This is a genomic window from Lacinutrix sp. YIN62 (assembly GCF_057219185.1).
In genome coordinates, this window is sequence record NZ_JBXVVH010000015.1 from 69,037 (window position 1) to 94,494 (window position 25,458).

24 protein-coding genes are annotated in these 25,458 nt (G+C 33.3%); 9 read left to right on the top strand and 15 right to left on the bottom strand.

The window, feature by feature from the left end:
- Positions 1 to 3: 3 nt before the first annotated feature.
- The 8 genes from AC2D8I_RS11195 to AC2D8I_RS11230 all read right to left on the bottom strand — a co-directional run bounded on the left by AC2D8I_RS11195 (position 4) and on the right by AC2D8I_RS11230 (position 8,781).
- Positions 4 to 750, bottom strand: coding sequence for an alpha/beta hydrolase family protein (locus tag AC2D8I_RS11195; protein ID WP_484706099.1), 747 nt, complete (start codon positions 748 to 750; stop codon positions 4 to 6).
- 64 nt (positions 751 to 814) lie between these two features.
- Positions 815 to 2,086 (bottom strand): rod shape-determining protein RodA, encoded by a 1,272-nt coding sequence (gene rodA, locus AC2D8I_RS11200; protein WP_484706100.1) that lies wholly within the window; start codon positions 2,084 to 2,086, stop codon positions 815 to 817.
- Entirely contained in the window at positions 2,070 to 3,971 is a 1,902-nt protein-coding gene (gene mrdA / locus AC2D8I_RS11205) for a penicillin-binding protein 2 (protein ID WP_484706101.1), read from the bottom strand. The genes rodA and mrdA overlap by 17 nt, the downstream gene beginning before the upstream one ends.
- Positions 3,968 to 4,327: a rod shape-determining protein MreD gene (locus tag AC2D8I_RS11210; RefSeq protein ID WP_484706102.1), complete on the bottom strand. Its 360-nt coding sequence runs from the start codon at positions 4,325 to 4,327 to the stop codon at positions 3,968 to 3,970. The genes mrdA and AC2D8I_RS11210 overlap by 4 nt, the downstream gene beginning before the upstream one ends.
- Before the next feature lie 142 nt (positions 4,328 to 4,469).
- Positions 4,470 to 5,291 carry a rod shape-determining protein MreC gene (mreC, locus tag AC2D8I_RS11215; RefSeq protein ID WP_484706103.1) on the bottom strand — a complete coding sequence of 274 codons (822 nt, stop codon included), beginning with the start codon at positions 5,289 to 5,291 and terminating at the stop codon, positions 4,470 to 4,472.
- A 13-nt stretch (positions 5,292 to 5,304) separates the two neighbouring features.
- Positions 5,305 to 6,333: a rod shape-determining protein gene (locus tag AC2D8I_RS11220; RefSeq protein WP_484706104.1), complete on the bottom strand. Its 1,029-nt coding sequence runs from the start codon at positions 6,331 to 6,333 to the stop codon at positions 5,305 to 5,307.
- 225 nt (positions 6,334 to 6,558) lie between these two features.
- Positions 6,559 to 8,091, bottom strand: coding sequence for a bifunctional phosphoribosylaminoimidazolecarboxamide formyltransferase/IMP cyclohydrolase (gene purH, locus AC2D8I_RS11225; protein ID WP_484706105.1), 1,533 nt, complete (start codon positions 8,089 to 8,091; stop codon positions 6,559 to 6,561).
- Positions 8,092 to 8,322: 231 nt separating this feature from the next.
- Positions 8,323 to 8,781 (bottom strand): GAF domain-containing protein, encoded by a 459-nt coding sequence (locus AC2D8I_RS11230; protein WP_484706106.1) that lies wholly within the window; start codon positions 8,779 to 8,781, stop codon positions 8,323 to 8,325.
- A 93-nt stretch (positions 8,782 to 8,874) separates the two neighbouring features.
- Between AC2D8I_RS11230 and xrtF the strand changes: the two genes are divergently transcribed.
- From xrtF to AC2D8I_RS11260, 6 genes are all read left to right on the top strand, one after another.
- Complete coding sequence (gene xrtF, locus AC2D8I_RS11235) at positions 8,875 to 9,426, top strand: exosortase family protein XrtF (RefSeq protein WP_484706107.1); 552 nt, start codon at positions 8,875 to 8,877, stop codon at positions 9,424 to 9,426.
- The gene (locus AC2D8I_RS11240) at positions 9,419 to 9,847 is read left to right on the top strand and encodes an exosortase F system-associated membrane protein (protein ID WP_484706108.1); all 429 of its coding nucleotides are present in this window, start codon (positions 9,419 to 9,421) and stop codon (positions 9,845 to 9,847) included. Before xrtF ends, AC2D8I_RS11240 begins: the two co-directional genes overlap by 8 nt.
- A gap of 79 nt (positions 9,848 to 9,926) precedes the next feature.
- Positions 9,927 to 10,337, top strand: a complete 411-nt coding sequence (locus tag AC2D8I_RS11245) for an HYC_CC_PP family protein (protein ID WP_484706109.1) — start codon at positions 9,927 to 9,929, stop codon at positions 10,335 to 10,337.
- 88 nt (positions 10,338 to 10,425) lie between these two features.
- Positions 10,426 to 10,662, top strand: coding sequence for a hypothetical protein (locus tag AC2D8I_RS11250; RefSeq protein ID WP_484706110.1), 237 nt, complete (start codon positions 10,426 to 10,428; stop codon positions 10,660 to 10,662).
- A 2-nt stretch (positions 10,663 to 10,664) separates the two neighbouring features.
- The gene (locus AC2D8I_RS11255) at positions 10,665 to 12,905 is read left to right on the top strand and encodes a TonB-dependent receptor (protein WP_484706111.1); all 2,241 of its coding nucleotides are present in this window, start codon (positions 10,665 to 10,667) and stop codon (positions 12,903 to 12,905) included.
- Between the two features lie 10 nt (positions 12,906 to 12,915).
- Positions 12,916 to 13,269 carry a heavy-metal-associated domain-containing protein gene (locus AC2D8I_RS11260; RefSeq protein WP_484706138.1) on the top strand — a complete coding sequence of 118 codons (354 nt, stop codon included), beginning with the start codon at positions 12,916 to 12,918 and terminating at the stop codon, positions 13,267 to 13,269.
- A 96-nt stretch (positions 13,270 to 13,365) separates the two neighbouring features.
- Here AC2D8I_RS11260 and groL read toward each other — a convergent pair whose 3' ends face one another.
- The 7 genes from groL to miaB form a co-directional block, all read right to left on the bottom strand.
- Complete coding sequence (groL, locus tag AC2D8I_RS11265; RefSeq protein WP_484706112.1) at positions 13,366 to 15,012, bottom strand: chaperonin GroEL; 1,647 nt, start codon at positions 15,010 to 15,012, stop codon at positions 13,366 to 13,368.
- Between the two features lie 96 nt (positions 15,013 to 15,108).
- Positions 15,109 to 15,387: a co-chaperone GroES gene (locus tag AC2D8I_RS11270; RefSeq protein ID WP_484706113.1), complete on the bottom strand. Its 279-nt coding sequence runs from the start codon at positions 15,385 to 15,387 to the stop codon at positions 15,109 to 15,111.
- 166 nt (positions 15,388 to 15,553) lie between these two features.
- Positions 15,554 to 15,919 (bottom strand): preprotein translocase subunit SecG, encoded by a 366-nt coding sequence (secG, locus tag AC2D8I_RS11275; protein ID WP_484706139.1) that lies wholly within the window; start codon positions 15,917 to 15,919, stop codon positions 15,554 to 15,556.
- Positions 15,919 to 16,869 carry a hypothetical protein gene (locus AC2D8I_RS11280; protein WP_484706114.1) on the bottom strand — a complete coding sequence of 317 codons (951 nt, stop codon included), beginning with the start codon at positions 16,867 to 16,869 and terminating at the stop codon, positions 15,919 to 15,921. Before AC2D8I_RS11280 ends, secG begins: the two co-directional genes overlap by 1 nt.
- Positions 16,869 to 17,372 (bottom strand): LptE family protein, encoded by a 504-nt coding sequence (locus AC2D8I_RS11285; RefSeq protein WP_484706115.1) that lies wholly within the window; start codon positions 17,370 to 17,372, stop codon positions 16,869 to 16,871. Before AC2D8I_RS11285 ends, AC2D8I_RS11280 begins: the two co-directional genes overlap by 1 nt.
- Positions 17,373 to 17,700: 328 nt before the next feature.
- Positions 17,701 to 18,966, bottom strand: a complete 1,266-nt coding sequence (locus AC2D8I_RS11290; RefSeq protein ID WP_484706116.1) for a sigma-54 interaction domain-containing protein — start codon at positions 18,964 to 18,966, stop codon at positions 17,701 to 17,703.
- 221 nt (positions 18,967 to 19,187) lie between these two features.
- Positions 19,188 to 20,633, bottom strand: a complete 1,446-nt coding sequence (gene miaB, locus AC2D8I_RS11295) for a tRNA (N6-isopentenyl adenosine(37)-C2)-methylthiotransferase MiaB (protein WP_484706117.1) — start codon at positions 20,631 to 20,633, stop codon at positions 19,188 to 19,190.
- 138 nt (positions 20,634 to 20,771) lie between these two features.
- Here miaB and AC2D8I_RS11300 point away from each other — a divergent pair, with 138 nt between their 5' ends.
- From AC2D8I_RS11300 to topA, 3 genes are all read left to right on the top strand, one after another.
- Positions 20,772 to 21,539, top strand: coding sequence for a hypothetical protein (locus tag AC2D8I_RS11300; protein WP_484706118.1), 768 nt, complete (start codon positions 20,772 to 20,774; stop codon positions 21,537 to 21,539).
- A 397-nt stretch (positions 21,540 to 21,936) separates the two neighbouring features.
- Positions 21,937 to 22,848 carry a lipid A-modifier LpxR family protein gene (locus AC2D8I_RS11305; protein ID WP_484706119.1) on the top strand — a complete coding sequence of 304 codons (912 nt, stop codon included), beginning with the start codon at positions 21,937 to 21,939 and terminating at the stop codon, positions 22,846 to 22,848.
- A 94-nt stretch (positions 22,849 to 22,942) separates the two neighbouring features.
- A complete protein-coding gene (gene topA, locus AC2D8I_RS11310) occupies positions 22,943 to 25,456 on the top strand; it encodes a type I DNA topoisomerase (RefSeq protein ID WP_484706120.1) in 2,514 nt (837 codons plus the stop codon).
- Positions 25,457 to 25,458 lie beyond the last annotated feature (2 nt).

The window sequence follows — 25,458 nt, forward strand, 5'->3', positions numbered from 1 at the left end:
TGTTTATATGGTTGTTTTAAACCAGTTTAGTATTTCTAATTGTAATGCAATGTTTCCTCGAAGTATAAAAGAACCATGTTTGTTACCATCGGCTATAATTACTTTTTTATAGCCTTCCGTCAATGCATATAAATCATTCGCCCATTGTGCTCGTTTCCCCTCTTGTTCTTTTTCAGAAGCAATATAAAAAGCGTTATTAAAGATTAGTTTTTGGTTAGAGCCACCGAGGTTTTGAACTGCATCTGTTTTTGAAGAAATAGAAACTATAGACTGTATGTTGTAGTTTTTTGAAGCCGAAGCTACACAAGCCAAATTGGCTCCAATGGAAGCGCCTATAATACCTATATGCTTTGAATCGATATTTGTTTTGTTTTCTAAGAAATCGATAGCAGCTAATAAATCTAAAGGCGCACGATTTGGGTTGTTAAATAAATTGTTAAGATCGCCATTATCTTTTCCTGATGTGCCATGAGTTCTAATGTCATAAGCTAGAAGCGCATAGCCAGCATCTAATAAATTATTCCATAGCGGTAGGGCTTTCCATTCATTTCGAGAAGATCCACCTTGATGAATTAGTATTAAGGCCGGTACTTTCTCGTTTTTAGTGATTTTAGATAAAGCAAAAGTAGCATGAATTATCACACTGTCTTTAGTTTTAAACGTAACGCTTTCTTCGTTATTGCTTGTCTGAGCATTAGAATAACTAGTGAATAAAAGAATGGAGAAAAGAAATTGAATAATAATTTTCATTTGAAACAGTTTAATCTATTAATGTACATAATGGCTTTGTAAATACTAGTTATGCTATTTTATTCTACCATTGGTTAATTCTGTTGGAATCTAATTTAATAAAGATAAATAATAAAATAGTAAACCCCCAAAGGCCAGAGCCTCCATAGCTAAAAAAGGGTAACGGGATACCTATAGTAGGAATTAAACCCATAACCATACCAATATTAATCATAAAATGAAGGAAAAATATAGAGGCTACCGAATAGCCATAAACGCGGCTAAATTGAGACTTTTGAAGTTCTGAAAGATGTAATATTCTTAGTATTAAAAGTATAAAAAATAATACGACCAAAAACGAACCTACAAAACCCCATTCTTCACCTACCGTACTAAATATATAATCTGTATGCTGTTCGGGAACAAATTTACCAGTTGTTCTAGTGCCTTCTAAGAACCCTTTGCCTTTAAATCCACCAGAACTAATTGCTTTCTCAGATTCGTTGAGGTTATAAGCGGCTGTTTTTTTCATTTTCTCTAGCTTTAAAGGATCTTTCTCTAGACGAAGCCAAATTGTTATTCTATCTTTCTGATGAACAGGTAAATGATTGAAGGTATATTTGATCCCAAATGAAATGATTACAGCAATTAAAAAAGTGAAAAAAGGCTGGATAATGCTTGGTTTTTTTACTCTGGTATAGTGGCGGACTATTATAATAATTAAAACAATTGAAGCTGTTATTAAAACGCCAAATTTAAGAGCGAAAATGGAAAGTAAAACAATTAAAAAACTAATAATAAGATATATTTTAGGAAGGCCTTCTCTATATAATACAAAGAAAAATGAAGCATAGACCAATGTGCTCCCAGCATCTTTTTGAAGTAAAATTAGGAGTGCAGGAATGCTTAAAATTATAAATAACTTTATTTGATCTTCAAGACGTTTTATGTCCGTTTGTAAGTCGCTTATATATTTTGCTAAGGCCAAAGCTGTAGCTGCTTTGGCAAATTCACTAGGTTGTAAAGTCATAGAGCCTATGGCATACCATGAAGTAGCGCCATTTATATTTTTACCAAATAGAAATAGGCCTAAAAGGGATATTAAAGAGACTAAATAGATTACACTGGAAAAGCGTTCATAGAATTTGGAATCTATAGATAATATTATAATGATTAAAAATAAGGTAAGCCCTATAAATATTAATTGTTTACTATAAGGTTCGGAAAAGCCAAAATACTCAATGGTTTCTCCTGTTTGAGACGCCGATAAAATATTAAGCCAACCAAAAGAGACTAAAGCAAAGAAAAGTAAAATAGTAACCCAATCAAATTTAAAATGTCTATCGGTTTGTCTCATTGGGCATGGGTATAACTTGTAATTGTGCTTGGCCGTTTATTTTAAAGGGTTTTTTAGAGTACGGTTTTGCATATTCATTCTCTAAACTATGGGTTAGAAGCCAGTGTTCTAAATCGGTTCTAGTTATTGTTCCTTTTAAGTATTTTTCAATCATTAAGCTAGCTATTTTTCCTGCAAATCGATTTCCCCAGTACCCGTTTTCAACAAATACAGCAATGGCAATTTTAGGATTGTCTTTAGGGGCAAAAGCGACAAAGATTGAATGATCTGTAAGTTGAGTACGTACGCTGTCAATTTTAATATAATTTTCAACAGTTCCTGTTTTTCCTACAATATCAATCCCTTTTACCTGAAGTGACTTTGCAGTTCCTTTTTTGTATACTTCAAACATGCCGTCTATAACAGGTTCAAAATGTTCCGTATCTATAGACGTATGCTTTGGGGTTGTGAATTTTTTAGGAAGCGTTTCGTCTTCAATAGATTTTATGATATGTGGTGTATAATAAAAACCGCGGTTAGCAATGGCTGCTACCATATTAGCGAGTTGTATTGGAGTTGTGGCTACTTCGCCTTGGCCAATGGCATTAGAGATGGTGTAAGTGGCGTAAAAACGATTGGGATATTGTTTTTTATAATATGCTCTATCTGGAATTCTACCTGGTTGACCAACCGATAAGTCGTTGTCTAAATAATTGCCTAAGCCAAAACTTTTTACATGCTTACTCCAGTTATTTATTCCCTCAGATGCAGAGCCTGTTTTATCTAAAATACGTCTATATACTGTTGCGAAGTACGCATTACAAGATTCTTCTATGCCTTTAGACATGTCATTTCTAGCGCCAGAGACGCAATGACATTTCATAAATCTATTTCCGTATTTATAACCAGCATAACAGGTTATTTTTTCAGAAGTGTTAATTACATTTTCTTGTAAGCCTATCAAGGCATTCATTAGCTTAAATGGAGAGCCAGGTTCATAAACTCCTTGAATACTTCTATTAAAAAGAGGTCTAGAGATGGAGTCTCTATGTAGTTTTGTGTAGTTTTTTGAGCGGTTTCTACCTACTAAATCATTAGGGTTATAGGTAGGAGCTGCTATCATAGCTAAAATTTCTCCACTACTAGGCTCAATGGCTATAACACCACCGCGTTTGTGTTGCATAAGGGTTTCTCCATAAGCTTGTAATGTGGCGTCTATAGTAATCTTGATATCTTTTCCCGCTTTTGGTAAGGTGTCTAAAGTACCATTTTTAAAAGGGCCAATATCTCTATTAAATCTATCTTTTTGAATGAATTTAATCCCTTTTCGACCTCTTAATGTTTTTTCATAAGAATCTTCTACACCTTGTTTGCCTATTAAATCCCCTTTTTTGTAATAGGGATCTTTTTGTATGTTTTTATCATTAACTTCGCCAATGTCTCCTAATACGTTAGCACCTATGTTAGTAACATATTGTCGTAGCGAGCGTTTTTGAATATAGAACCCGTCATATTTACGCATTTTTTCTTGTAACACAGCATAATCCTCTTTGGATAAATGTGATACAAATACAGAAGGAAGCCTTGAAGAGTAATGTTTTGCTTTGTTATATTTTTTTAAAAATTGAGTTTTATCAATCTTTAAAAGGCTGCAAAATTCCAAAGTGTCCAAAGGTTCTACTTCTCGTGGAATAACCATAACGTCATACGAGGGTTGGTTGGAAACTAATAGTTTTCCGTTTCTATCATAAACAAAACCACGTTTGGGGTAATCATAAACTTTTCTAATGGCATTATCATCTAATGGGTCGTAAACATCGGATGCATATACCTGTAAATAAAATAGTCTTGCAGTAAATACGACTCCTACGAGTACAACACAAAGGAAAAGTAAAATTTTTCTCATTTTTTATTAACGCTACTAAAAATTATAGATATTAATACACATAATACTATTGTAAAGATACTTGAGAATAACGTGTTTTTAAGAATTAAAATTATTTTAGAAAAGTTAAAAATATCAAGTGAGAATAAAATAAAGTTGTGTATTGTTGTTAGAATAGCAATGTATACTATTCTTTGGCCTAAATTTATAGTTCCAAACTTTATAGTTTGATGGTCATAAACGGTACCGAAACTAAACTTTAAAGCGACAGGTCTAACGTAAGCAATGGTTAGCGCAGCGGCGGCATAGACGCCTCCAGAATCCATAAACATATCTATTGATAAGCCTAAAAGAAAACTTAAAAAAATAAATAACATGCGGTTGTTTTTTACCGGATATAGAATAATGAATAGTATATATAGATAAGGGTTAATATAACCAAGGAAGTTAATGTGATTTAATATTAAAACTTGAGTAAGAATCAAGATGATAAATCTAACAGTATGTATAGATAAAAGACTATTCATTGGTTTGGTCTATTAAGTCCTTGATTGTTTTGGCATCTTTGTTTTCAATAATGTATACATGTTCTATATTTGTCATATCATTAAAGAGCGCAACTTCTATTTCATAATAATTTTCGGCATTATCTAATTTGAAATCGCTAACAATACCTATAGGGACGCCTTTAGGGAAAATATCAGACCGACCAGAAGTTATTATCGTATCTCCCTTGGCTACTGGAGCAATCTCTGGAACATCAGTTAGTTGTATGTGTTTTTCTGAATTGCCGTTCCATTTTAAACTCCCAAAGTGATTTGTATTCTTTAATTGTGCGCTAATACTATTTGTTGTATTTAAAATAGATATAACGGTAGCGTAATTAGCATTGGTGTTTTCTACTATACCTAAAATTCCTTTAGATGTAATAACGCCTAAATCTAATTTAATACTGTCATTGCTGCCTTTGTTAATGGTAAGTATATTGTTCGTTTGTGTATAACTGTTTTTTATAACTTGAGCGGGAACAAACTTATATTTTTTATTAAAGGAAGTGGTATCAATATATGCTGTATCTAAAATAGTTTCAGTATTATAAATAATTGATCTAAGTCTGTTGTTTTCTTCTTGCAGGAGTCTGTTTTGTTGCCTTAAACCAAAATAATCACTAATATTATTTGATGCATTGTAAACCCCTCCGCTTAAAAAGTTTGCAGAATTTATAAACTTACTCCTATGATAAGAGTGAGATTGAATGGTAAATAAAATAGAAACTGAGAATAGTAATAGAAATAATAGAAAGACTTTATTTCTAATGATGAAGTTTACTATTTGTTGCATATTATTCGGGGCGCTACTTTATCAACACGCTTTTGTATTTGGTTATGTTTTTTAGAGTAATGCCTGTGCCACGAACAACAGCTCGTAAGGGATCTTCGGCAATATAAACTGGAAGATCTGTTTTTTGAGAGAGGCGTTTGTCTAAACCACGTAACATGGATCCTCCGCCAGCAAGGTAAATACCTGTATTGTATATATCGGCAGCTAATTCAGGTGGTGTTTGGGATAAGGTTTCCATTACAGCATCTTCAATTCTTAATATAGATTTATCTAAAGCTTTTGCTATTTCTCTGTAAGATATTTGAACTTGTTTGGGCTTACCAGTTAATAAATCACGTCCTTGAACACTCATGTCTTCTGGCGGAAGATCTAAATCTTCCGTTGCTGCTCCTATTTGAATTTTAATTTTTTCTGCAGTTCGCTCTCCAACATATAAGTTGTGTTGCGTTCTCATATAGTAAATAATATCATTGGTAAAAACGTCCCCTGCAATTTTTACAGATTTATCACAAACAATTCCTCCAAGTGCTATTACAGCAATTTCGGTAGTACCACCACCTATATCTACCACCATATTTCCCTTAGGTTGCATAATGTCCACTCCAATACCTATAGCTGCAGCCATAGGTTCATGAATTAAATGGACTTCTTTTCCATTAACACGTTCTGCACTTTCTTTTACGGCTCGCATTTCTACTTCTGTAATGCCAGAAGGAATGCATATAACCATACGTAAAGCTGGGGTGAATAATTTCTTTTTTAAGGCAGGAATATTTTTTATAAACATACTAATCATTTGCTCGGAAGCATCAAAATCAGCAATAACCCCATCTTTTAGAGGTCTAATAGTTTTTATGTTTTCATGTGTTTTCCCTTGCATCATATTGGCTTCTTGGCCAACGGCAATGATCTTCCCTGAAACACGGTCTCTAGCAACAATGGATGGGGCATCTACCACAACCTTGTCATTATGAATAATTAGCGTGTTTGCCGTACCTAAATCTATTGCGATTTCTTCGGTTAGGAAGTCAAAAAATCCCATACTTATGTGTGTAATTAAAGAAAGTTATTAATAAGAATGTGTAAAAGTAATAAAACTAACGAAAAAAAAAGAGTTAATTGTATTTAGTTATAGTATAAATTTTTAATGCTGAATTATTTACGATTCATAACAGAGATTTGGATGTTTCTGTTTTAAAAAAGATATAAAAAAAGCTTCAGTATTTTTTCTGAAGCTTTTTTTTATGAAGTAAAATCACTTATACCATTAATGTTTAAAATGACGCGTACCAGTAAACACCATTGCGACATCATTAGCATTGCAATAGTCGATGCTTAATTGATCCTTAATAGAACCTCCTGGTTGTATAACAGCGCTGATACCCGCTTTTTCAGCGATCTCAACACAGTCAGGAAAGGGGAAGAAAGCATCACTAGCCATAACACTACCTTTTAAATCAAAATTAAAAGATTGGGCTTTATGTATGGCTTGGTTTAAAGCATCTACACGGCTTGTTTGCCCTGTTCCACTTGCACATAACTGCTTGCCTTTTACTAAAACAATTGTATTCGATTTTGTGTGCTTGCAAATTTTGGAAGCAAAGATTAAATCGTCTAATTCCTCTGGAGTCGGTTTAGAGGAGGTCGCATGTGTTAGTTTGTCTTTAGAATCTGTGATATTGTTTCTGTCTTGGACTAAAATTCCGTTTAAGCAAGTTCTAACGGTCGTTTGAGCTAATTCTATATCATTTAAAATTAATAGAATTCTGTTTTTCTTACCTTTTAAAAGCTCTAGGGCATCATTAGAAAACGAAGGAGCTATAACGACTTCACAAAATAATTTATGAATTTCTGTCGCTGTATTTATATCAATCTCAGAATTAGCAATTAAAACCCCTCCAAAGGCAGAGACCGGATCTCCTGCTAAAGCGTCTAAATAGGCTTGATGTAACGTATCTCGCTGTGCTAATCCACAGGCGTTATTGTGTTTTAAAACAGCGAAGGTTGGAGCATCGTTTTTAAACTCATCCATTAGGTTAACAGCAGCATCAACATCTAAGAGGTTGTTGTAGCTTAATTCTTTTCCGTGTAGTTTTGTAAATATTTCATCAAAATCGCCAAAGAAATATCCTTTTTGATGCGGGTTTTCTCCATAACGAAGGGCTTTACCATTCGTTTTACTTATTTTTAAGGCTGCAATATCATTTGTTTTGTTAAAATAATTGAAAATAGCAGAATCATAATGCGATGAGACATTAAACGCTTTTGCTGCAAAGCCTTTTCTGTCTGCTTCAGAAAGCGTTCCTTTTTTTTCTGTAATTAAATCTAAAAATTCAGAATAATCATTAACGGAAGAGACGCAAATAACATCGGCATAATTTTTTGCAGCAGCTCTAATTAAAGAAATACCGCCAATATCGATTTTTTCAATAATGTCTTGGTTTGAGGCTCCAGAAGCCACCGTTTTTTCAAAAGGATACAAATCTACGATAACGACATCTATTTGAGGGATGTCGAATTCTGTCATCTCAGCAATGTCACCATCGTGATTTTGACGGTTTAAAATGCCTCCAAATACTTTAGGGTGCAGTGTTTTTACACGTCCTCCTAAAATAGAAGGATAGGAGGTAACGTTTTCTACAGGAACTACTTTTATGCCGAGGTCGTTTATAAATGTTTCGGTTCCTCCAGTAGAATAAATAGTAACACCTTGTGCATTTAATTCGTGTACTATGGGGGCTAGCCCTTCTTTACTAAATACCGAGATTAGTGCAGATTTAATTGTTTTGTTGTTGCTCATTTGTAGTTGTGTTAATAAGCCATCAAATGTAATGAATTGCCAAATTTAAAAACCTATAAAGCCGTTGATTTTTTTTAACTAAAACAAAGCGAGTTGTTAACAGTTTAACTTCATAAAAAAGAATGAAACTTTAAGCCTTGTATTTGTTAATTGATTTTTAAAACAATCGTTAGTAGGAGTTTAAACGGTGTTCGGTTTTATGTAAATAGGCTGGTCGTAACGAAAAACATATTACTGTAACTGCTTAGAAACTTTTTCACAAACAAATTCTAGAAAACGTTCATCGGCTTCTGTAAATGGGTTTGGAGTATTGGAATCAATATCTATTTGGCCTATGTTTTCTCCATTTACAAAAATAGGAATAACAATTTCAGCCTTAACAGTAATACTACAAGCAATATAATTATCTTGGGCGGTAACGTCTGGAACTACAAAATTTTCATTACTAACTGCTACCTGTCCACAAATCCCTTTTCCAAAAGGAATAATAGTATGGTCTGTTGGTGCTCCAACATAGGGGCCTAGTTTGAGCTCATTTTTATCTCCGTTTTTAAAATAAAACCCAACCCAATTGTAATAATCTACATTTGTTTCTAAGAGTTTACAAATCTGTAATAAGCTATCGTTTAACGAATTATTAGCGTTGGAGAAAATGGCTTCTATTTGTGGTTTTAGTGTCTCTAAAATCATCGCTGTAAAAATTTTGGTAAAAGTATTTAAAAAGGCGTAATTTCAACCCCTTAATTGGTATAAATTTAACATCTATTATTCTAAGATTGAACAGTGAAAGCGCTTTTAATAAAATATAAGACCGTATTAAAATTTATCGTTACATTTTTGTTCGTTTATGTGGTTTTGTCTTTCGGGTATAAATTATATTTAGATTTACCTCAAGCGTTTAATTACTATCCAGATTATATTACAAATGTAGTCGCAAGACAAACGGAGTGCCTTTTAAATTTAATAGGTTATCATTCTGAGGTTTTACCGCATCCTAATGAACCTTCAATGAAATTACTGGTAAGAGGAAGGTATTTAGCACGAGTAATCGAAGGCTGTAACTCAATAAGTGTTATAGTCTTATTTATTTCATTTATTGTAGCCTTTTCAGGAAAGCTAAAAACGACAGTCCTTTTTATAGTAATAGGAAGTCTAATTATTTATGGGGTGAATTTATTGCGAATAGTGATATTATCCATCGGTTTATACCATTATCCATGGCGAAGTGAAATATTACATTCTGTAATTTTTCCAGGGTTTATTTATGGTATGGTTTTTCTATTATGGATGATTTGGGTTAATAAATTTTCTAATATAAGTAAACATAATGGGTAGGTATATAAAATACATTTGGTTGTTTTTGTTGTTTAGTCTACTCGCTTTAATTCGTTTGTTTGAAGTTGAGTTGTTCTATGATCCCTATCTTACGTTTTTTCAAAATGATTATTTGTACCTAGATTCTCCTAGGCAAGAAGTTTTTAAACTTACTTTTTTTACAAGCTTACGTTATCTCATCAATACGGTCATTTCATTAACTATATTATTAATCTTTTTTAAAGATAAAGGAGTTGTAACGTTTTCTGTGTTAATATATGCGTTGGCTTACTGCGGGTTGCTTCCTCTGTTTTTGTATTTTGTTATTAATCCAAAACAAGAGGATTATTATTTGTTTTTTAACGTTAGGCGCTTTTTAATACAACCATTAATTTTATTGCTATTGCTTCCTGCATTTTACTACCATAAGAAAAACCAATAAACATTTTAATAGATTAGTAATATGTTAATCATTTTGTAAAATAACTTTCGGGAACCCTTTTTTTGTAAATTTGAAAATTATGATACAAGTATTGCAAAAGCTTTTCTCTATTACTTTGGCACTTTTGATATTGTTTTCTACAATGTCTATAACTGTTGAAAAGCATTACTGTGGAGATCGGTTAATAGATGTATCTATTTTTTCTGAAGTACATGATTGTAGTATCACATCAGAAAGAACAAACAAAAATATTAAAAAACAGAAGCATTGTTGTAAAGACATCGTGGAAGTTATTCATGGTCAGGATGAGTTACAAACTAATAATTATAATGACTTAATTTTCAGTCAGAAACAATTCGTTTCAGTATTAATCTATTCTTATATTGCGCTTTATGAGGATTTGCAAAAGCAAATAAACCCTCACAAAAATTATGCGCCACCAAATTTAGTCTTCAATATCCAACTGCTGGATAATGTGTTTTTGATTTGATGTTATAATCACTTTTTAATTCTTGCTTAATTGAACGAAATAGAGCAGAAAATGGATATAAAAGGATTAAATCATCAATACTAAATACATGGAATACATATGCGTAGTTATGGCTTTAAGCTCTAGTCGCTATAAAAGGTTTATAACACATAAAATTAAATTACAAAACAGTCTAAAAGCAGCGGTTAAATTAGATAAGCTTAGGGTTTTTAATGAAGAGATACAGTCTGTTTTAATTAAAAAAATACAAAACGCTTTACCAATACATTGGATGCTTTCAAACAAGGTCAGGCAAAATCAATTAGTAGCAATTTTAACGGTGTAAATATGAAAAAAATAGTATGCACTTTAATATTGTTACCTATGGTATTATTGTCTCAGGAAACCATAACTGGAACCATAATAGAAGAGCACTCTAAAAAGGAGAAAATAGGATTGCCAGGCGCTAATGTTTACTGGTTAAATACTAAAGTAGGAACGGTAACCAATTTTGATGGGGACTTTAGTTTGCCATATAAAAAAGAATACTCAAAGTTAATCGTTAGTTATGTCGGTTACGCTACAGATACAATAACTGTACTAAGTCCAAAACCAATTTTACATGAGTTACAGGCTAAGAGTAATTTAGAAGAAATAACTATAACTTCACGAAAACAAGGGATAGCCAAATCGTATTTACAAGCCAAAAATACCATAACAGTAAGTAGTGACGAATTACTAAAAGCGGCTTGTTGTAACTTATCTGAAAGTTTTGAGACCAATCCATCTATAGATGTGAATTTTGCCGATGCTGTAACAGGAACGCGACAAATAAAAATGTTGGGTTTAACTAGCCCATATATATTAATTGTTACAGAGAATATTCCTTCCATTCGTGGAGCTTCACAAGCCTTTGGGTTGAGTTTTATTCCCGGAACATGGGTCGAAAGCATTCAAATAACAAAAGGCGCAGGGAGTGTGGTTAATGGTTATGAAAGTATTGCGGGACAGATTAATGCAGAACTGGTAAAACCGAACACAGATAATACTTTGTTTGTAAATGCTTATGGTGCTGCAAATGCTCGGGTAGAATTAAATACTCATTTTAATACAAAAGTAAACAATAAGTGGAGTACAGGGCTGTATTTACACGGCGACTCTAGGTCTGAAAAGTTTGATAAAAATGATGATTCTTTTCTCGATGTACCGCTTGCAAAACAAGTTAATCTTATGAACCGTTGGCAGTATACCGATGCCGAAAAAGGTTTTGTAAGTTTTATTAATTTGAAATATCTCAATGATGAGAAGCAGGCTGGACAAGTTAGTTTTGATCCCGATGATGATAAATTTACAAATACTGCTTGGGGAAGCGAAATAAAGACTAAACGGTATGAGGTTTCTGCAAAATTGGGTTATGTTAACCCAGAGATACCATACCAGGTTTTGGGAGTTCAAGCGGCTTTTAGTAATCATAAACAAGATTCTTATTTTGGATTTAATGTTTACGATATTAGTCATAATAGCATATATACTAATGTGATTTATAATTCTATAATTAGTGATTCTAGGCATAAAATTAAAACTGGGGTAAGCTATACTTACGATAATTATGAAGAATTGGTTAATACTTTAAACATAGAAAGAACTGAAAACTCAGCAGGCGCTTTTTTTGAATATAATTATGACAATTTGGATAAGCTCAACCTAACAGCAGGATTACGAGTAGATACACATAGTACTTTGGGTACATTTATAACTCCTCGATTGCATGTACGATATACACCTTGGGGAAAAGCGGCATGGCGAGCTTCGGTTGGAAGAGGGAAAAGAAGTGCTAATATTTTTGCTGAAAATCAGAAAATATTTTCTACTTCTAGAGGTATTAATGTTTCTAATGAGAATGGGGAAATTTATGGATTGAATCCAGAAATAGCCTGGAATTATGGTGTTTCTTTCTTGCAAGGATTTAATTTTTTTGGACGTAAAGCAGATATTACTGTAGATTTTTATAGAACAGATTTTGAAAATCAAGTGGTCGTAGATTATGAAACTCCAACAGAAGTTAACTTTTACAATTTAAAAGGGTCGAGCTATGCAAACAGTTTTCAAATAGAAATGAATTATAACGTTTTTAAGCATTTCGATTTGCGTTTGGCTTATAAGTATTACGATGTAAAGACACAATATAATTCTGGAAAACAAGAGAAACCGTTAACCTCAAAAGATAGAGTTTTTGCTAATATATCTTACGCGACGCTATTGCGTGGCGCAACGGGCGGACAATGGAAATTTGACGTGACCTACAATTGGTTAGGGAAACAACGTTTCTCTTCAACAGAGAATAATCCACAGGAGTATCAGTTGCCAGAATATTCACCAACACTTTCAACATTAAATGCGCAAACCACTAAGGTGTTTTCTTCAAAATTTGAAGTATATTTGGGAGTAGAGAATTTAACAAATGTAAAACAAGAGACTCCAATTTTAAGTTCAGAAAACCCTTTTAGTACTCATTTTGATACTACATTTGTATATGGACCAATATTTGGAAGTAGTTATTATGCTGGATTAAGATATAAAATTAAATAAATACAAGATGATGAAAAGACTTATAATATTAGTATTACTTTTAGTAAGCAGCCTAACCTTTGCTCAAAATAAAAACGAGAAAGCGTCTTTAGAAGTGGATGGTATCTGTATGATGTGTAAACAACGTATTGAAAAAGCAAGTTTGAAAACAAAGGGGGTAAAATCGGCCGTTTGGGATGTTAAAACTCATGAATTAAAATTAATTTACGATGCACGTAAAACAAATTTGGAAACGATTACTAATAGTATTGTATCTGTAGGCCATGATACAAAAACATTAAAGGCAACAGATGAGGCTTATGCTACGGTTCACCCGTGTTGTAAGTACAGAGATGATGCGGTAAAAGATGAGCATAAGGAGTAGCTCTAAAATGGATTAAAAAAGAAGTCCAATAATAAAAGAAAACCTGTGTCTATAAAATTAAGACACAGGTTTTTTTTATGTTTAAAAGAAATAATATTACATCATTCCTGGCATTCCACCGCCCATTGGAGGCATACCTCCTCCAGCAGCAGGAGCATCTTCTTTAATGTCTATTAATGCGCACTCTGTAGTTAAAATCATTCCAGAAACAGACGCTGCATTTTCTAAAGCAATACGTGTTACTTTCTTAGGATCAATGATTCCAGCTTTAAGCATATCAACATAGGTCTCAGACTTGGCATCGTAACCAAAATCAAAATCGTGTTCACCTTCTGTTATTTTAGAAACAACTACACTTCCTTCGCCTCCTGCATTTTCAACAATAGTACGAATTGGAGATTCAATAGCGCGAGCAACAATTTGAATACCTGTTGTTTCGTCTAAATTTTCTGTTGTGATTTTTTCTAATACAGATTTTGCTCTTATTAACGCAACACCACCACCAGCAACGATACCTTCTTCTACTGCAGCACGAGTTGCATGTAACGCATCATCTACACGGTCTTTCTTTTCTTTCATTTCTACTTCACTAGCAGCACCAACATAAAGTACAGCAACACCTCCAGCTAATTTAGCTAAGCGTTCTTGTAGTTTTTCTTTATCATAATCACTAGTTGTAGATTCTATTTGAGACTTAATTTGATTAACTCTATTTTTTATAAGTTCTTTATCTCCAGCACCGTTTACAACGGTAGTATTATCTTTGTCAATAGTAACACGTTCTGCTGTCCCTAGCATTTCTAAGGTTGCATTTTCTAAAGTAAAACCTCTTTCTTCTGAAATTACAGTCCCGCCAGTTAAAATTGCAATGTCTTCTAGCATAGCCTTACGTCTGTCTCCAAATCCAGGAGCTTTAACAGCAGCAATTTTTAAAGAACCACGTAACTTATTAACGACTAAAGTAGCCAATGCTTCTCCATCCACATCTTCAGCAATAATTAATAAGGGTTTACCAGATTGTGCAACGGGTTCTAAAACCGGTAATAAATCTTTCATCGTAGATACTTTCTTGTCATATAACAAGATGTAAGGGTTTTCTAGATCTGCGATCATTTTTTCGCTATCTGTAACGAAGTACGGCGAGAGGTAACCTCTGTCGAATTGCATCCCTTCAACAACATCGACATAGGTATCTGTTCCTTTGGCTTCTTCAACTGTAATAACACCTTCTTTGCCTACTTTTCCAAAAGCACTAGCTATTAAATCTCCAATAACTTCGTCGTTATTAGCAGATATAGAGGCTACTTGTTTTATTTTTTCAGAAGAACTTCCAACTTCTTTCGTTTGTTTACCAAGGTCTTCAACAATTGCAGAAACAGCTTTGTCTATCCCGCGTTTTAAGTCCATTGGATTTGCGCCTGCGGCAACATTTTTTAAGCCTTCTTTTACAATCGCTTGTGCTAATACTGTAGCGGTTGTTGTGCCATCTCCAGCTAAATCGTTGGTTTTGGAAGCGACTTCTTTTACCATTTGAGCGCCCATATTCTCTAATGGGTTTTCAAGTTCTATTTCCTTTGCTACGGAAACACCATCCTTTGTTACTTGAGGTGCTCCAAAAGAACGGCTTATAATTACGTTACGTCCTTTGGGACCTAAGGTAACTTTTACTGCATTAGCCAATGCATCTACACCACGTTTTAAACCGTCGCGTGCTTCTATGTCAAATTTTATGTCTTTAGCCATAATAAATAATTTTGTTTGTTATTTCTGTAACAACAGAAACTTTTAAAGCTGTTTTTTTGTTTTTTTTAGAACCTTACCTTTAGGTAAGAAAATAGATTATATAATCGCAAGAATATCTTCTTCTCTCATCATTAAATAATCACCACCGTCTAACTTTAATTCAGAACCAGAGTATTTTCCATAAAGGACTTTGTCTCCTACTTTTACAGTTAGTGGTTCGTCTTTTTTTCCTGAGCCTATGGCTACAACAGTACCTTTGTGTTGTTTTTCTTGTGCCGAATCAGGGATATATAATCCTGATGCTGTTTGAGTTTCAGCAGGTAGTGGTTCTATAAGAACGCGGTCTGCCAATGGTTTGATATTAACTGTGCTCATTGCGTATGTTTTAATTAATTATATTATTTTTTTAAACTATACTAAAAATGTGCCAATAAGAAGCGGCTGACAAAGTTTCAGATATGTTTTTAATACTAGGAAAGTTTAAGCTAAAAAAAAGAGCCAACTTATATAAGTTGGCTCTTTTTTTAAACGAATATGTTTATTATTTTGTTGTAGAATCTACCGATTTAGTTGCAGCATCTTCAGTTGTTGCAGGAGCAGCTTCTTGTATTGGTGCTGTTGTTTCTTCAATAGCTTCTGAATCTAAAGCTCTAGAATCTTGTAATCCAGAAGTTCTGTTTATTGCGAGATTAGATGCTAAAACTAGTGCTATTAATATTGTAGCCAATGTCCAAGTACTTTTATCTAAAAAGTCGGTAGTTTTTTTTACGCCACCCAATTGTTGAGTTCCTCCACCTCCAAAAGAAGAAGATAATCCTCCGCCTTTTGGATTTTGTACCATAATTACTACTATTAGTAGAAATGCTACTACGACCATTAGTGTTAAAAATATTGTAAACATATTAATTATTTTGTGTTATTTTGTTCTTGTAATTGTTTTATTGCCTTAATTTGGTCTGCAAAGAAACCACTTTTTTCTGGATATTTCAAACTTAAAATCTTATAAGATTGAATTGCTTTCTTATAGTTTTTTTGTTCGACGTATATTCTTGCCAAAGTTTCTGTCATCAAAGCCTCTGGTTTAATCATCTGTGCTTTGGCTATATTATGACTAGAGGTGCTTTTCTTTGGTGGTGATAATTTAGGGTTTTTTGCTATAAATTGCTCTATAAGCTCAAATTTTTTATCTTTTGTTATGCCTTCCTTTTCCTGTTTGTTTTCTTTTTTAGATGAAAGAATCTCTTTTGTTTCATCTTCTCGATTAATAGGTTTTAGGCTTGTTAGACTAAGCCATTCATTAAAGGAATGTGTTTCTGTTTGCTCAAATTGAAACGGTTTCCCTAGGTTTAGAACTTCTTTTGCCGAGGATGTGTTTTCTGTTTTGTTTCCCTCTTCTTTCTTTGTATCTGCAATTTTAGAATTAAAATTAGTGACTTGATTTACATCCTTTTTTGGTTGAAACAAAGCGGGATCCATAATGTCTTTAGCGCTATCAAACTCAAGTCCTAAAAGTGGGTCTATGGCTATGTCTCCATAAGACGAAGGGTCTTCAAAATTCACTTCAGAATCTTCTAAGTGCGATGTGTTTTTCTGAATGAATAGTGAAATTTGATCTTGTTTAAAATCTTTAGCCGTAATTAAATCAAATAAGATACTCCTGTCTGTTGTGTAGGCAGCAGTGGTTTTAAGGGCTTGATTGTATTTAAAACTTTCTAAATTTTTTAAGCCTTTTAAATACATTGCTCTGGCAGACTGAAAGTAAGGGAATTCCGTTATTATGGACCGTAAGTCCTCGGTTTGTTCCTTAGAAACTGCTTGCGGGTGCTGCAATATGTTTGTGAAATCGGTTTGATTCATTACCAATTAGCTAATGAGGCATTAAAAATATCTTGTGTTAAGCGTTCAAAAATTTCGGCAAAAGCGGCATCTTTTGTGCTTCCAGATAATTGTGCGCTTCCAGGGAAATCATAATAGAAAGAGAACGATTTGTTAAAGTCATCTTCTTCTTTGTTTTTGTTATAAAACTGAACTTTAACCCCAATGGTTAGTCTATTTTGTGCTGCGGTATTATCTGCTGTTGCTGTAGTTGGTGAGATCCTATAGGTTGTAATTTCCCCTTCGTATACCAAATCGCCATTAGATGTTACCAAATCTAGGTTCGTTTGGTTTAATATTAAATCTTGCAAAGCTACCGTGAAATCTCTGTCTAAGCCAGGCTCGACTAAAATAGCATTGTTTTGAAAATAATTAACTTGATAAGTTTTGGCGTCTCCTGTATCTGCTCCCGAAAGCGAATAATAACCACAACTAACTAATAAAGTAAATAGGGTTAAAAAGAATATATGTTTTACTGTTCTCATATAAGTACTCATTGTTATTGAGTGCGTTTATTTTATCTATAGCGTTTAATACAAAGGTAGTTTTTTCTTTGTTACGATTTAAGTTGTTCTTAAGATGCGGTAAATTTATTAACGATAATTTATCAAAAGAGGGTATTTTTTCTAAAAACGATATGCCGCGGCAATTGATTTTGCTTGTTGGTCGATGATAGGGATACTGTTTTAGAATATATAATTTAAATGCTAAGCCCAAAATGTTTAGACTCAAAACGAATCTATTTAATAGCCTGTAGTAAAATAGATTTGATTATGTTATTTGGTAGGTGCACTTTGTAAAATGGACGCTTTTTTAAAGATCAAATTGTTTTATTTTTCGATATAAAGTACGTTCACTAATACCGAGCTCTTCGGCTGCAAGTTTTCGTTTTCCGTTATGACGTTCTAAAGATTTTTTTATGAGTTCTAATTCTTTATCATGTAGTGATAAAGTCTCTTCTTCTTGAATTTCTTCAGCAAAATCATAGTTGTTGTTTTTAGACTCATAAGTTTCTTCTGTCTTAGTAGTCTCTGGAATAGAGAGCACTTGTAAGTCGTCTAAATTTTCTTCATAGCTAGGTGTAGGTTTATCCTCACCATATATTTTTTGGATTAAGCCCTCATTATCTTTTTGTACATCTTGAGAGTTCCCTGTTTTCATAAGCTCCATAGTAAGCTTTTTTAAATCGTTTAAATCCGCTTTCATATCAAACAATACTTTATATAATATTTCGCGTTCACTAGTAAAATCACTTTCAGATTTCGAAGTTTTTATTACAGCAGGGAGATTGTCTCCAGAAGTTGGTAGGTAGTTACGTAATGCTTCTATAGAGATATTTCTGTTCTGTTCTAAAACAGAAATTTGTTCGGCAACATTTCTGAGTTGTCTTATATTACCGCTCCAACGAAACTTTAAGAGCATTCTTATGGCGTCTTCAGTAAGTTTTATTGTTGGCATCTTATATTTTAGAGCAAAGTCACTTGCAAATTTCCTGAAGAGTAAATGAATATCTTCTTGGCGCTCTCTTAAAGGCGGTAAATTGATGTCTACAGTGCTTAATCTATAATATAAATCCTCACGAAATTTCTCTTTTTTTATGGCCTCAAACATATTTACGTTTGTTGCAGCGACTATTCTAACGTTTGTTTTTTGAACTTTACTAGACCCCACTTTTATAAATTCGCCATTTTCTAAAACACGTAATAAACGCACTTGTGTTGTTAAGGGCAATTCACCCACTTCGTCTAGAAAAATAGTTCCGCCGTCGGCAACCTCAAAATAGCCATTTCGTGTTTGTGTCGCTCCTGTAAAAGCCCCTTTTTCGTGGCCAAAAAGTTCACTGTCTATTGTGCCTTCAGGTATAGCGCCACAATTTACAGCAATGTATTTTCCGTGTTTTCTATGAGATAGCGAATGAATAATTTTAGGGATACTTTCCTTTCCAACACCACTTTCTCCTGTTACTAAAACAGAAATATCTGTTGGTGCTACTTGAATGGCCTTTTCTATAGCACGATTAAGTGCTGCGCTATTCCCTATTATTCCGAAACGTTGTTTTGTGGTTTGAATAGATTCCATTGGTTTGTGTAAAAGTATTTAAGTAAATGGTGTTAATTTAGATTACTAAAAGCTAGTGTATTTCACTAGATCTGATTTTTAGATATTATAGAGAGCACAGGTTATCATTTCTATTAATCGTGTCGTAATTGTAAATTAAAATTATAGTTTATTATGTTAATGTTTACATAATTCCAGTTTTTGAAGGAATGTAAAAGTAAATTTCATTTAGTTTTTCTAGGTCAGTTCTTTTCAGAAAGCCCAATAGCTTCTCCTATTAGTGTCGCTTTAGTACAATCTGTTACTTTTACTTTTACAAAATCTCCAATATTATATGTTTCTTTAGGGAAAACAGCAACGATGTTTTGAGCGCTTCTACCAGACCAATGTTTGTTAGATTTTTTTGACGCTCTTTCTATTAAAATTTCTACAGTAGTTCCAAGATGTTCTCTGGTTCTAAATTCACTATGTTTAAGCTGTAAATCAATAATCTCTGTTAAACGTCTGCTTTTCGTTGTTTCAGGGATGTCGTCTTCTAGCTTACGTTCAGCAAGAGTTCCGGGCCTTTCAGAATAAGTAAACATATATCCAAAATTGTATTTTACATATTCTAAGAGTGAGAGGGTGTCTTGATGATCTTCTTCTGTTTCGGTCGGGAATCCTACAATAATATCTTGACTTATTGCACATCCAGGGATGATTTTACGAATATTGTCTATAAGTTCGAAATATTCTTCACGGGTATGCAAGCGGTTCATCGCTTTTAAAATGCGGTTGCTACCACTTTGAACAGGTAAATGGATGTGGTTACAGATGTTATCGTATTTGGCCATAGTTTTAATAACATCCATAGACATATCTTGCGGATTGGATGTTGAAAAACGAATGCGCATTTTGGGTTGTGCTTCTGCACAAATAGATAATAGTTTAGAAAAATCTACAGCAGTAGCTTTCTGCATTTCTGTCGCTTTTTCAAAGTCTTTTTTAAGCCCTCCACCATACCATAAGTAGCTGTCTACGTTTTGTCCTAGTAACGTGATTTCTTTATACCCTTTGTTCCATAAGTCATTAATTTCTTCAATAATGCTTTGCGGGGCCCTGCTACGTTCTCTACCACGAGTAAATGGGACAACGCAAAAGGTACACATATTGTCACAGCCTCTAGTAATGGATACAAAAGCGGTGACACCGTTGGTATTAATACGAACAGGAGATATGTCGCCATAAGTTTCGTCTTTAGAAAGAACTACATTTATGGCGTCTCTACCGTCTTCAACCTCTGCAAGCAGATTAGGTAAATCTTTGTAAGCATCTGGACCAACGACTAAGTCAACTATTTTTTCTTCTTCAAGGAATTTACTTTTTAAGCGTTCTGCCATACAGCCTAAAACGCCCACTTTCATTTTGGGATTCGTTCGTTTTACAGCATTGTATTTTTCTAGCCGTTTTCTTACCGTTTGTTCAGCTTTATCTCTAATAGAACAGGTGTTTACTAAAACCAAGTCTGCATCTTGAAGGTTTTGGGTGGTATTAAAGCCTTCGTTCTGTAAAATAGAAGCCACAATTTCACTATCACTAAAATTCATAGCACAGCCATAGCTTTCTATAAAGAGTTTCTTTGTGTTTTCTTCCTTTTGCTCTAAAGCCAAGGATTGGCCTTGTTTATTTTCGTCTATAATCTTTTCCATATAAATATCGTGATACGATCACGTCAATAAGTATGCAAAGATATAATTATTTTAAATACTGTGACAAAGTGGCAGTGTTGTAAATATGTTAAAAAGAATATTTACATTTGGTGTGCTAACTAAAACAGAATAAAATTAATGACGCTTGTAGAATTAGAATCGAGAGTAGCAAAGGCTAAAACATTAGATTTTGGAGACTTGTTTGACAAATGTATTAAATTATTTAAAAAAATATGGTTACAAGGGTTTATCTCTATATTGATAATGGCTTTGATTTCTATACCCTTTTATTTTGCCTTTGCCTTTTTTATGGAAATATTAGGAATTCATAATGTATTTGATCCAGACCAAATGATCGAATTTAATGCTAATGGTGTTTTTGAGACTTTTGCTACCAATGCTTTGTACAACATTCCTCTAGCTATTATAACGAGTACAGTATCCTTAGCTGTAACTGCTGCTTTTTACAGAATTTGTAAGCAGAAGGATTTGAATGCACATATTTCTGAAGATTATTTTTATTTTTTTAAAGGCCGTTATTTAGGGAAAATATTTATATTAGGTTTAGCTTATACCGCTATCGCTACCATTGCACAAATGATGTGTTTTATACCATATATATATGCCTTTGTCCCGTTAATGTATTTTTCTGTGATTTTTGCTTTTCATTCAGAAAAAAGTGCAGAAGATATATTGAAAATAAGTTTTAAGCTAGGACATAAAAAATGGCTGATGTCATTTGGACTTTTGGTTGTAACAGGGCTTTTAGCAATGTTGGGCTTTGTTGCTTGTGTTGTAGGCGTGTTTTTTACAGCTTCTTTAATGTACCTTCCTGTATATACTATTTATAAGGAAGTTATTGGTTTTGATGATGAAGATGATATAATGAAAATAGGTAAGGAGTAAATCGGTTAAAATAGAATTGCATGCTTTGTTCTCAATAAACTATGAAATGATATTTCTAGAGTTAGAATACAAAAAGGGCAACGGTTAGATTTTATGAGCCTTTTTTGTAATGTTTATTGTGACTTATAAGTATGCTCTTAATCCTTGTTTATCGGTTTGAAATATTGTACGATCTGGTAGATTTTAGTTTAGGACGTAAAAAATAATTTATGCTTTTTTGATTAATTATGATTACATTTAATTTGTAGCAAATGGTCGAAATGTTAATGTGTTTTATAGAGGCGTTATGTAATGGCTTCTTTTGTATATTTATCTCCCTATTGATTTATAAAGAATGTGCGTTTTGATGTTACTACTAATATAAAGAATAATAGGAAATAAATAATATGTGCTTTTTTTGAATAAGATCATTCTATTTTTTTTAGCGTTTATAATTACAGGAGCACTCTTTCCTCAAGATATTAAAGAGGAAATAGAAGTTGCTGCAGAAAATGATCAATTGGTTTTTCAAGACCGGTATTATACTAGTGGTTTATTTTTTTCTTATAAACGAGTTTTAGAGAATGATTTTTTATTCAAAAAGGATGCGTCTAACACTTTACAATTAGATATCACACTAGGTAATGAAACTTACACGCCCGATAATATAAGTGGGGTGGATACTAGTTTGTTTGACAGGCCTTTTGCTGGTTGGATGTTCTTAGCATTTCAACTTGCCACTGTAAAGAAAAAAACGGCTTTCCTATTAAGTACAGAGATCGGAATAACAGGTGAAGAATCTCAAACGGGGAGTTTGCAAAGGTGGTTTCATAATGTTTTAAATACAAAAGATGTTCCGAGCTGGTTTCAAGAAATAGAATTTAAGTTTCTCGTTAATTTAAAAGCAAAATATATTTTAAACAAAGCCTTTGGCAAATATCATAGTGTACAGTATTATGGAGAAGGAGCTTTAGGGTTAAAAGATATTTATGCAACTGTTGGAGTCGATTATTTTTTTGGTAAATTTAATGAATTACGCAACAGCTCTCGAATTGGTATGATAGATAAAAAAGCAAAAAATGAGTTTTTTGGTCTTTTTGGTTTGGGATATAAGTATGTTGTACATAATACATTAATACAAGGGAGTTTAGATTATAATGATGCTTCCTTTACAACGGAAATAAAAAGGGAAATTGTGAAATTGCGGTTTGGTACTGTTGTTAAAATGCGGAAAACTATTTTTAAATTGATTTATAACTTTAATACAAATGAAACCCCAAAATCTGTAGATCATTCTTACGGAACATTTGTTGTTAGTAGAAGTTTTTAGAAAAAGAGAAAAGTATAATTAAAACTCAAATTGTATTTAAATTAGGTTCATGTATTTTTTTTCATATACATTTGTAACTTCAAAAAAATGAAGAATGGCGAAGAATTTAGTAATAGTTGAGTCACCAGCTAAGGCAAAGACGATAGAAAAATTTTTAGGAAAAGATTTTAAAGTAGAATCCAGTTATGGACATATTTCCGATTTACCTTCTAAGGAGTTAGGGGTCGATGTAGAAGGCGATTTTAATCCGAAATATGAAGTGTCTACAGATAAAAAGGCAGTTGTAAAAAAACTGAAAGATTTAGCAAAAAAAGCAGAAACAGTTTGGTTAGCAAGTGATGAAGATCGCGAAGGAGAGGCCATAGCATGGCATTTAGCCGAATCTTTAAAATTGAATAAGGAAAAAACAAAGCGTATTGTATTTCATGAGATTACTAAGTCTGCAATTCAAAAAGCAGTTGAAAACCCTAGAAATATCGACTATGACTTAGTCGATGCGCAGCAAGCACGTCGTGTATTAGATAGAATTGTAGGGTACGAATTATCACCAGTACTTTGGCGAAAAGTAAAAGGAGGGCTTTCCGCAGGACGAGTTCAATCTGTATCTGTAAGGTTAATTGTTGAGCGTGAAAGAGAAATTCAAAACTTTAAAGCCGAAGCATCTTATAGGATAGATGCGGAATTTTCTAACGAATCAGGACAATCATTTAAAGCAAAATTGCCTAAGTCGATTAAAACAAAAGCTGAGGCATTAGCGTTTTTAGAAAAAAATGCAAATACAACATTTAAGGTTTTAGATTTAGAAAAGAAACCTGCAAAAAAAGCTCCAGCAGCACCATTTACCACGTCAACTTTACAACAAGAAGCGTCAAGAAAATTATACTTTTCTGTAAGTAAAACCATGACAATGGCGCAACGTTTATATGAAGCCGGTTTAATCACTTATATGAGAACAGATAGTGTTAACTTATCTGATGAAGCTCGAAAAGGCGCTAAAGAAGAGATTATAAAAGCTTACGGCGGAGAATATAGTAAGGAGCGAAACTATAAAGGAAAAGCGAAAGGTGCTCAAGAAGCGCACGAAGCGATACGTCCTACAAATTTTGCAGCACATTCAGCAGGCTTAGATTACGATCAAACACGATTGTATGAGTTGATCTGGAAAAGAGCAATAGCGTCACAAATGAGCGATGCCCAATTAGAAAGAACCAATGTAAAGATTAGTGCTGCTTCTCATAAAGATATTTTTAGTGCTAATGGAGAAGTGATTACATTTGATGGCTTTTTAAAAGTATATTTAGAAGGAACAGATGACGACGATGTAGAACAAGAAGGGATGTTACCAGCAATGAAGGTTAACGAAACCTTACTTAACGAATACATTACTGCTACAGAACGCTACACAAGATCGCCGTATAGATTTACAGAAGCTTCACTAGTTAAGAAGTTAGAAGAATTAGGGATAGGACGACCATCTACATACGCGCCAACAATTTCAACCATTCAAAACAGAAAATATGTTGAAAAAGGGGCCATTGAAGGAGTAGAGCGAGATTACACGAAGTTAGTGTTAAAAAATAATACGGTAAGTGAAAATTTATTGACAGAAAAAGTAGGGTCAGATAAGGGGAAACTTGTTCCTACTGATATCGGGATGATTGTAACTGATTTTCTTGTGAATCATTTTGAAACTATTTTAGATTATAGTTTTACAGCAAATGTAGAAAATCAATTTGATGATATTGCAGATGGTAAAGTGGACTGGAAAAAAGTGATGAAATCATTTTATACAGATTTTCATCCTAAAGTAATTGATGTTCAGGAAAATGCAGAAAGAGAGTCTGGAGAGCGAATTTTAGGAGAAGATCCTAAAACAAAAAAACGCGTTAGTGTACGTTTAGGTAAGTTTGGCCCTATGGTGCAATTAGGAACAGTAGATGATGAAGAGAAACCTACATTTGCAAGTTTAGGACCAGATCAACAATTAGGAAGTATCACTTTTGAAGAAGCAATGGATTTATTTCAGCTTCCAAAAAATTTGGGTAGCTACGAAGACAAGGACGTTGTTGTTAACAATGGTCGTTTTGGGCCTTATGTTAAATTTGGTACTGCTTATGTGTCCTTGCCAAAAGGAGTAGATCCTTTAACGGTGGAATTAGATGACGCTATTGTATTAATAAAAGAGAAGCAAAAAGCAGATGCTCCTATATATATATATAAAGAGTTACCTGTGCAAAAAGGAAAGGGGCGTTTTGGGCCATTTATTAAATGGAACAATATGTTTATAAACGTGAATAAAAAATACGATTGGGATAATTTATCTGAAGATGATATTATTGAATTGATTGAAGTTAAAATTCAAAAAGAAATAGATAAAGTTGTTCATAATTGGGAAGATGAAGGAATAAGAGTAGAGAAGGCAAGATGGGGAAGACATAATGTACTTCAAGGAAAAGTGAAAATCGAATTACCGAAAACGGTTGAGGCAGCAAAATTAACGCTTGAAGAGGTAAAAGCTATCATCGAGAAAAATGCGCCAAAGAAAAAGGTGGCTAAAAAGAAAACCACCACAAAAAAAGCAACAAAAAAAACGACAAAGAAAAAGTAATA

What these genes read in the sequence shown, in the direction of transcription:
- AC2D8I_RS11230 (WP_484706106.1), bottom strand. Translation starts at nt 8,781, where the DNA reads ATGATTTTAGAGACACTAAAACCACAAATAGAAGCCATTTTCTCCAAC.
- AC2D8I_RS11240 (WP_484706108.1), top strand. Translation starts at nt 9,419, where the DNA reads ATGGGTAGGTATATAAAATACATTTGGTTGTTTTTGTTGTTTAGTCTA.
- rodA (WP_484706100.1), bottom strand. Translation starts at nt 2,086, where the DNA reads ATGAGACAAACCGATAGACATTTTAAATTTGATTGGGTTACTATTTTA.
- AC2D8I_RS11195 (WP_484706099.1), bottom strand. Translation starts at nt 750, where the DNA reads ATGAAAATTATTATTCAATTTCTTTTCTCCATTCTTTTATTCACTAGT.
- AC2D8I_RS11290 (WP_484706116.1), bottom strand. Translation starts at nt 18,966, where the DNA reads ATGGAATCTATTCAAACCACAAAACAACGTTTCGGAATAATAGGGAAT.
- purH (WP_484706105.1), bottom strand. Translation starts at nt 8,091, where the DNA reads ATGAGCAACAACAAAACAATTAAATCTGCACTAATCTCGGTATTTAGT.
- mreC (WP_484706103.1), bottom strand. Translation starts at nt 5,291, where the DNA reads ATGCAACAAATAGTAAACTTCATCATTAGAAATAAAGTCTTTCTATTA.
- AC2D8I_RS11285 (WP_484706115.1), bottom strand. Translation starts at nt 17,372, where the DNA reads ATGAGAACAGTAAAACATATATTCTTTTTAACCCTATTTACTTTATTA.
- mrdA (WP_484706101.1), bottom strand. Translation starts at nt 3,971, where the DNA reads ATGAGAAAAATTTTACTTTTCCTTTGTGTTGTACTCGTAGGAGTCGTA.
- AC2D8I_RS11270 (WP_484706113.1), bottom strand. Translation starts at nt 15,387, where the DNA reads ATGAGCACAGTTAATATCAAACCATTGGCAGACCGCGTTCTTATAGAA.
- AC2D8I_RS11210 (WP_484706102.1), bottom strand. Translation starts at nt 4,327, where the DNA reads ATGTTATTTATTTTTTTAAGTTTTCTTTTAGGCTTATCAATAGATATG.
- miaB (WP_484706117.1), bottom strand. Translation starts at nt 20,633, where the DNA reads ATGGAAAAGATTATAGACGAAAATAAACAAGGCCAATCCTTGGCTTTA.
- groL (WP_484706112.1), bottom strand. Translation starts at nt 15,012, where the DNA reads ATGGCTAAAGACATAAAATTTGACATAGAAGCACGCGACGGTTTAAAA.
- AC2D8I_RS11245 (WP_484706109.1), top strand. Translation starts at nt 9,927, where the DNA reads ATGATACAAGTATTGCAAAAGCTTTTCTCTATTACTTTGGCACTTTTG.
- AC2D8I_RS11280 (WP_484706114.1), bottom strand. Translation starts at nt 16,869, where the DNA reads ATGAATCAAACCGATTTCACAAACATATTGCAGCACCCGCAAGCAGTT.
- AC2D8I_RS11220 (WP_484706104.1), bottom strand. Translation starts at nt 6,333, where the DNA reads ATGGGATTTTTTGACTTCCTAACCGAAGAAATCGCAATAGATTTAGGT.
- topA (WP_484706120.1), top strand. Translation starts at nt 22,943, where the DNA reads ATGGCGAAGAATTTAGTAATAGTTGAGTCACCAGCTAAGGCAAAGACG.
- AC2D8I_RS11255 (WP_484706111.1), top strand. Translation starts at nt 10,665, where the DNA reads ATGAAAAAAATAGTATGCACTTTAATATTGTTACCTATGGTATTATTG.
- AC2D8I_RS11250 (WP_484706110.1), top strand. Translation starts at nt 10,426, where the DNA reads ATGGAATACATATGCGTAGTTATGGCTTTAAGCTCTAGTCGCTATAAA.
- AC2D8I_RS11260 (WP_484706138.1), top strand. Translation starts at nt 12,916, where the DNA reads ATGAAAAGACTTATAATATTAGTATTACTTTTAGTAAGCAGCCTAACC.
- AC2D8I_RS11300 (WP_484706118.1), top strand. Translation starts at nt 20,772, where the DNA reads ATGACGCTTGTAGAATTAGAATCGAGAGTAGCAAAGGCTAAAACATTA.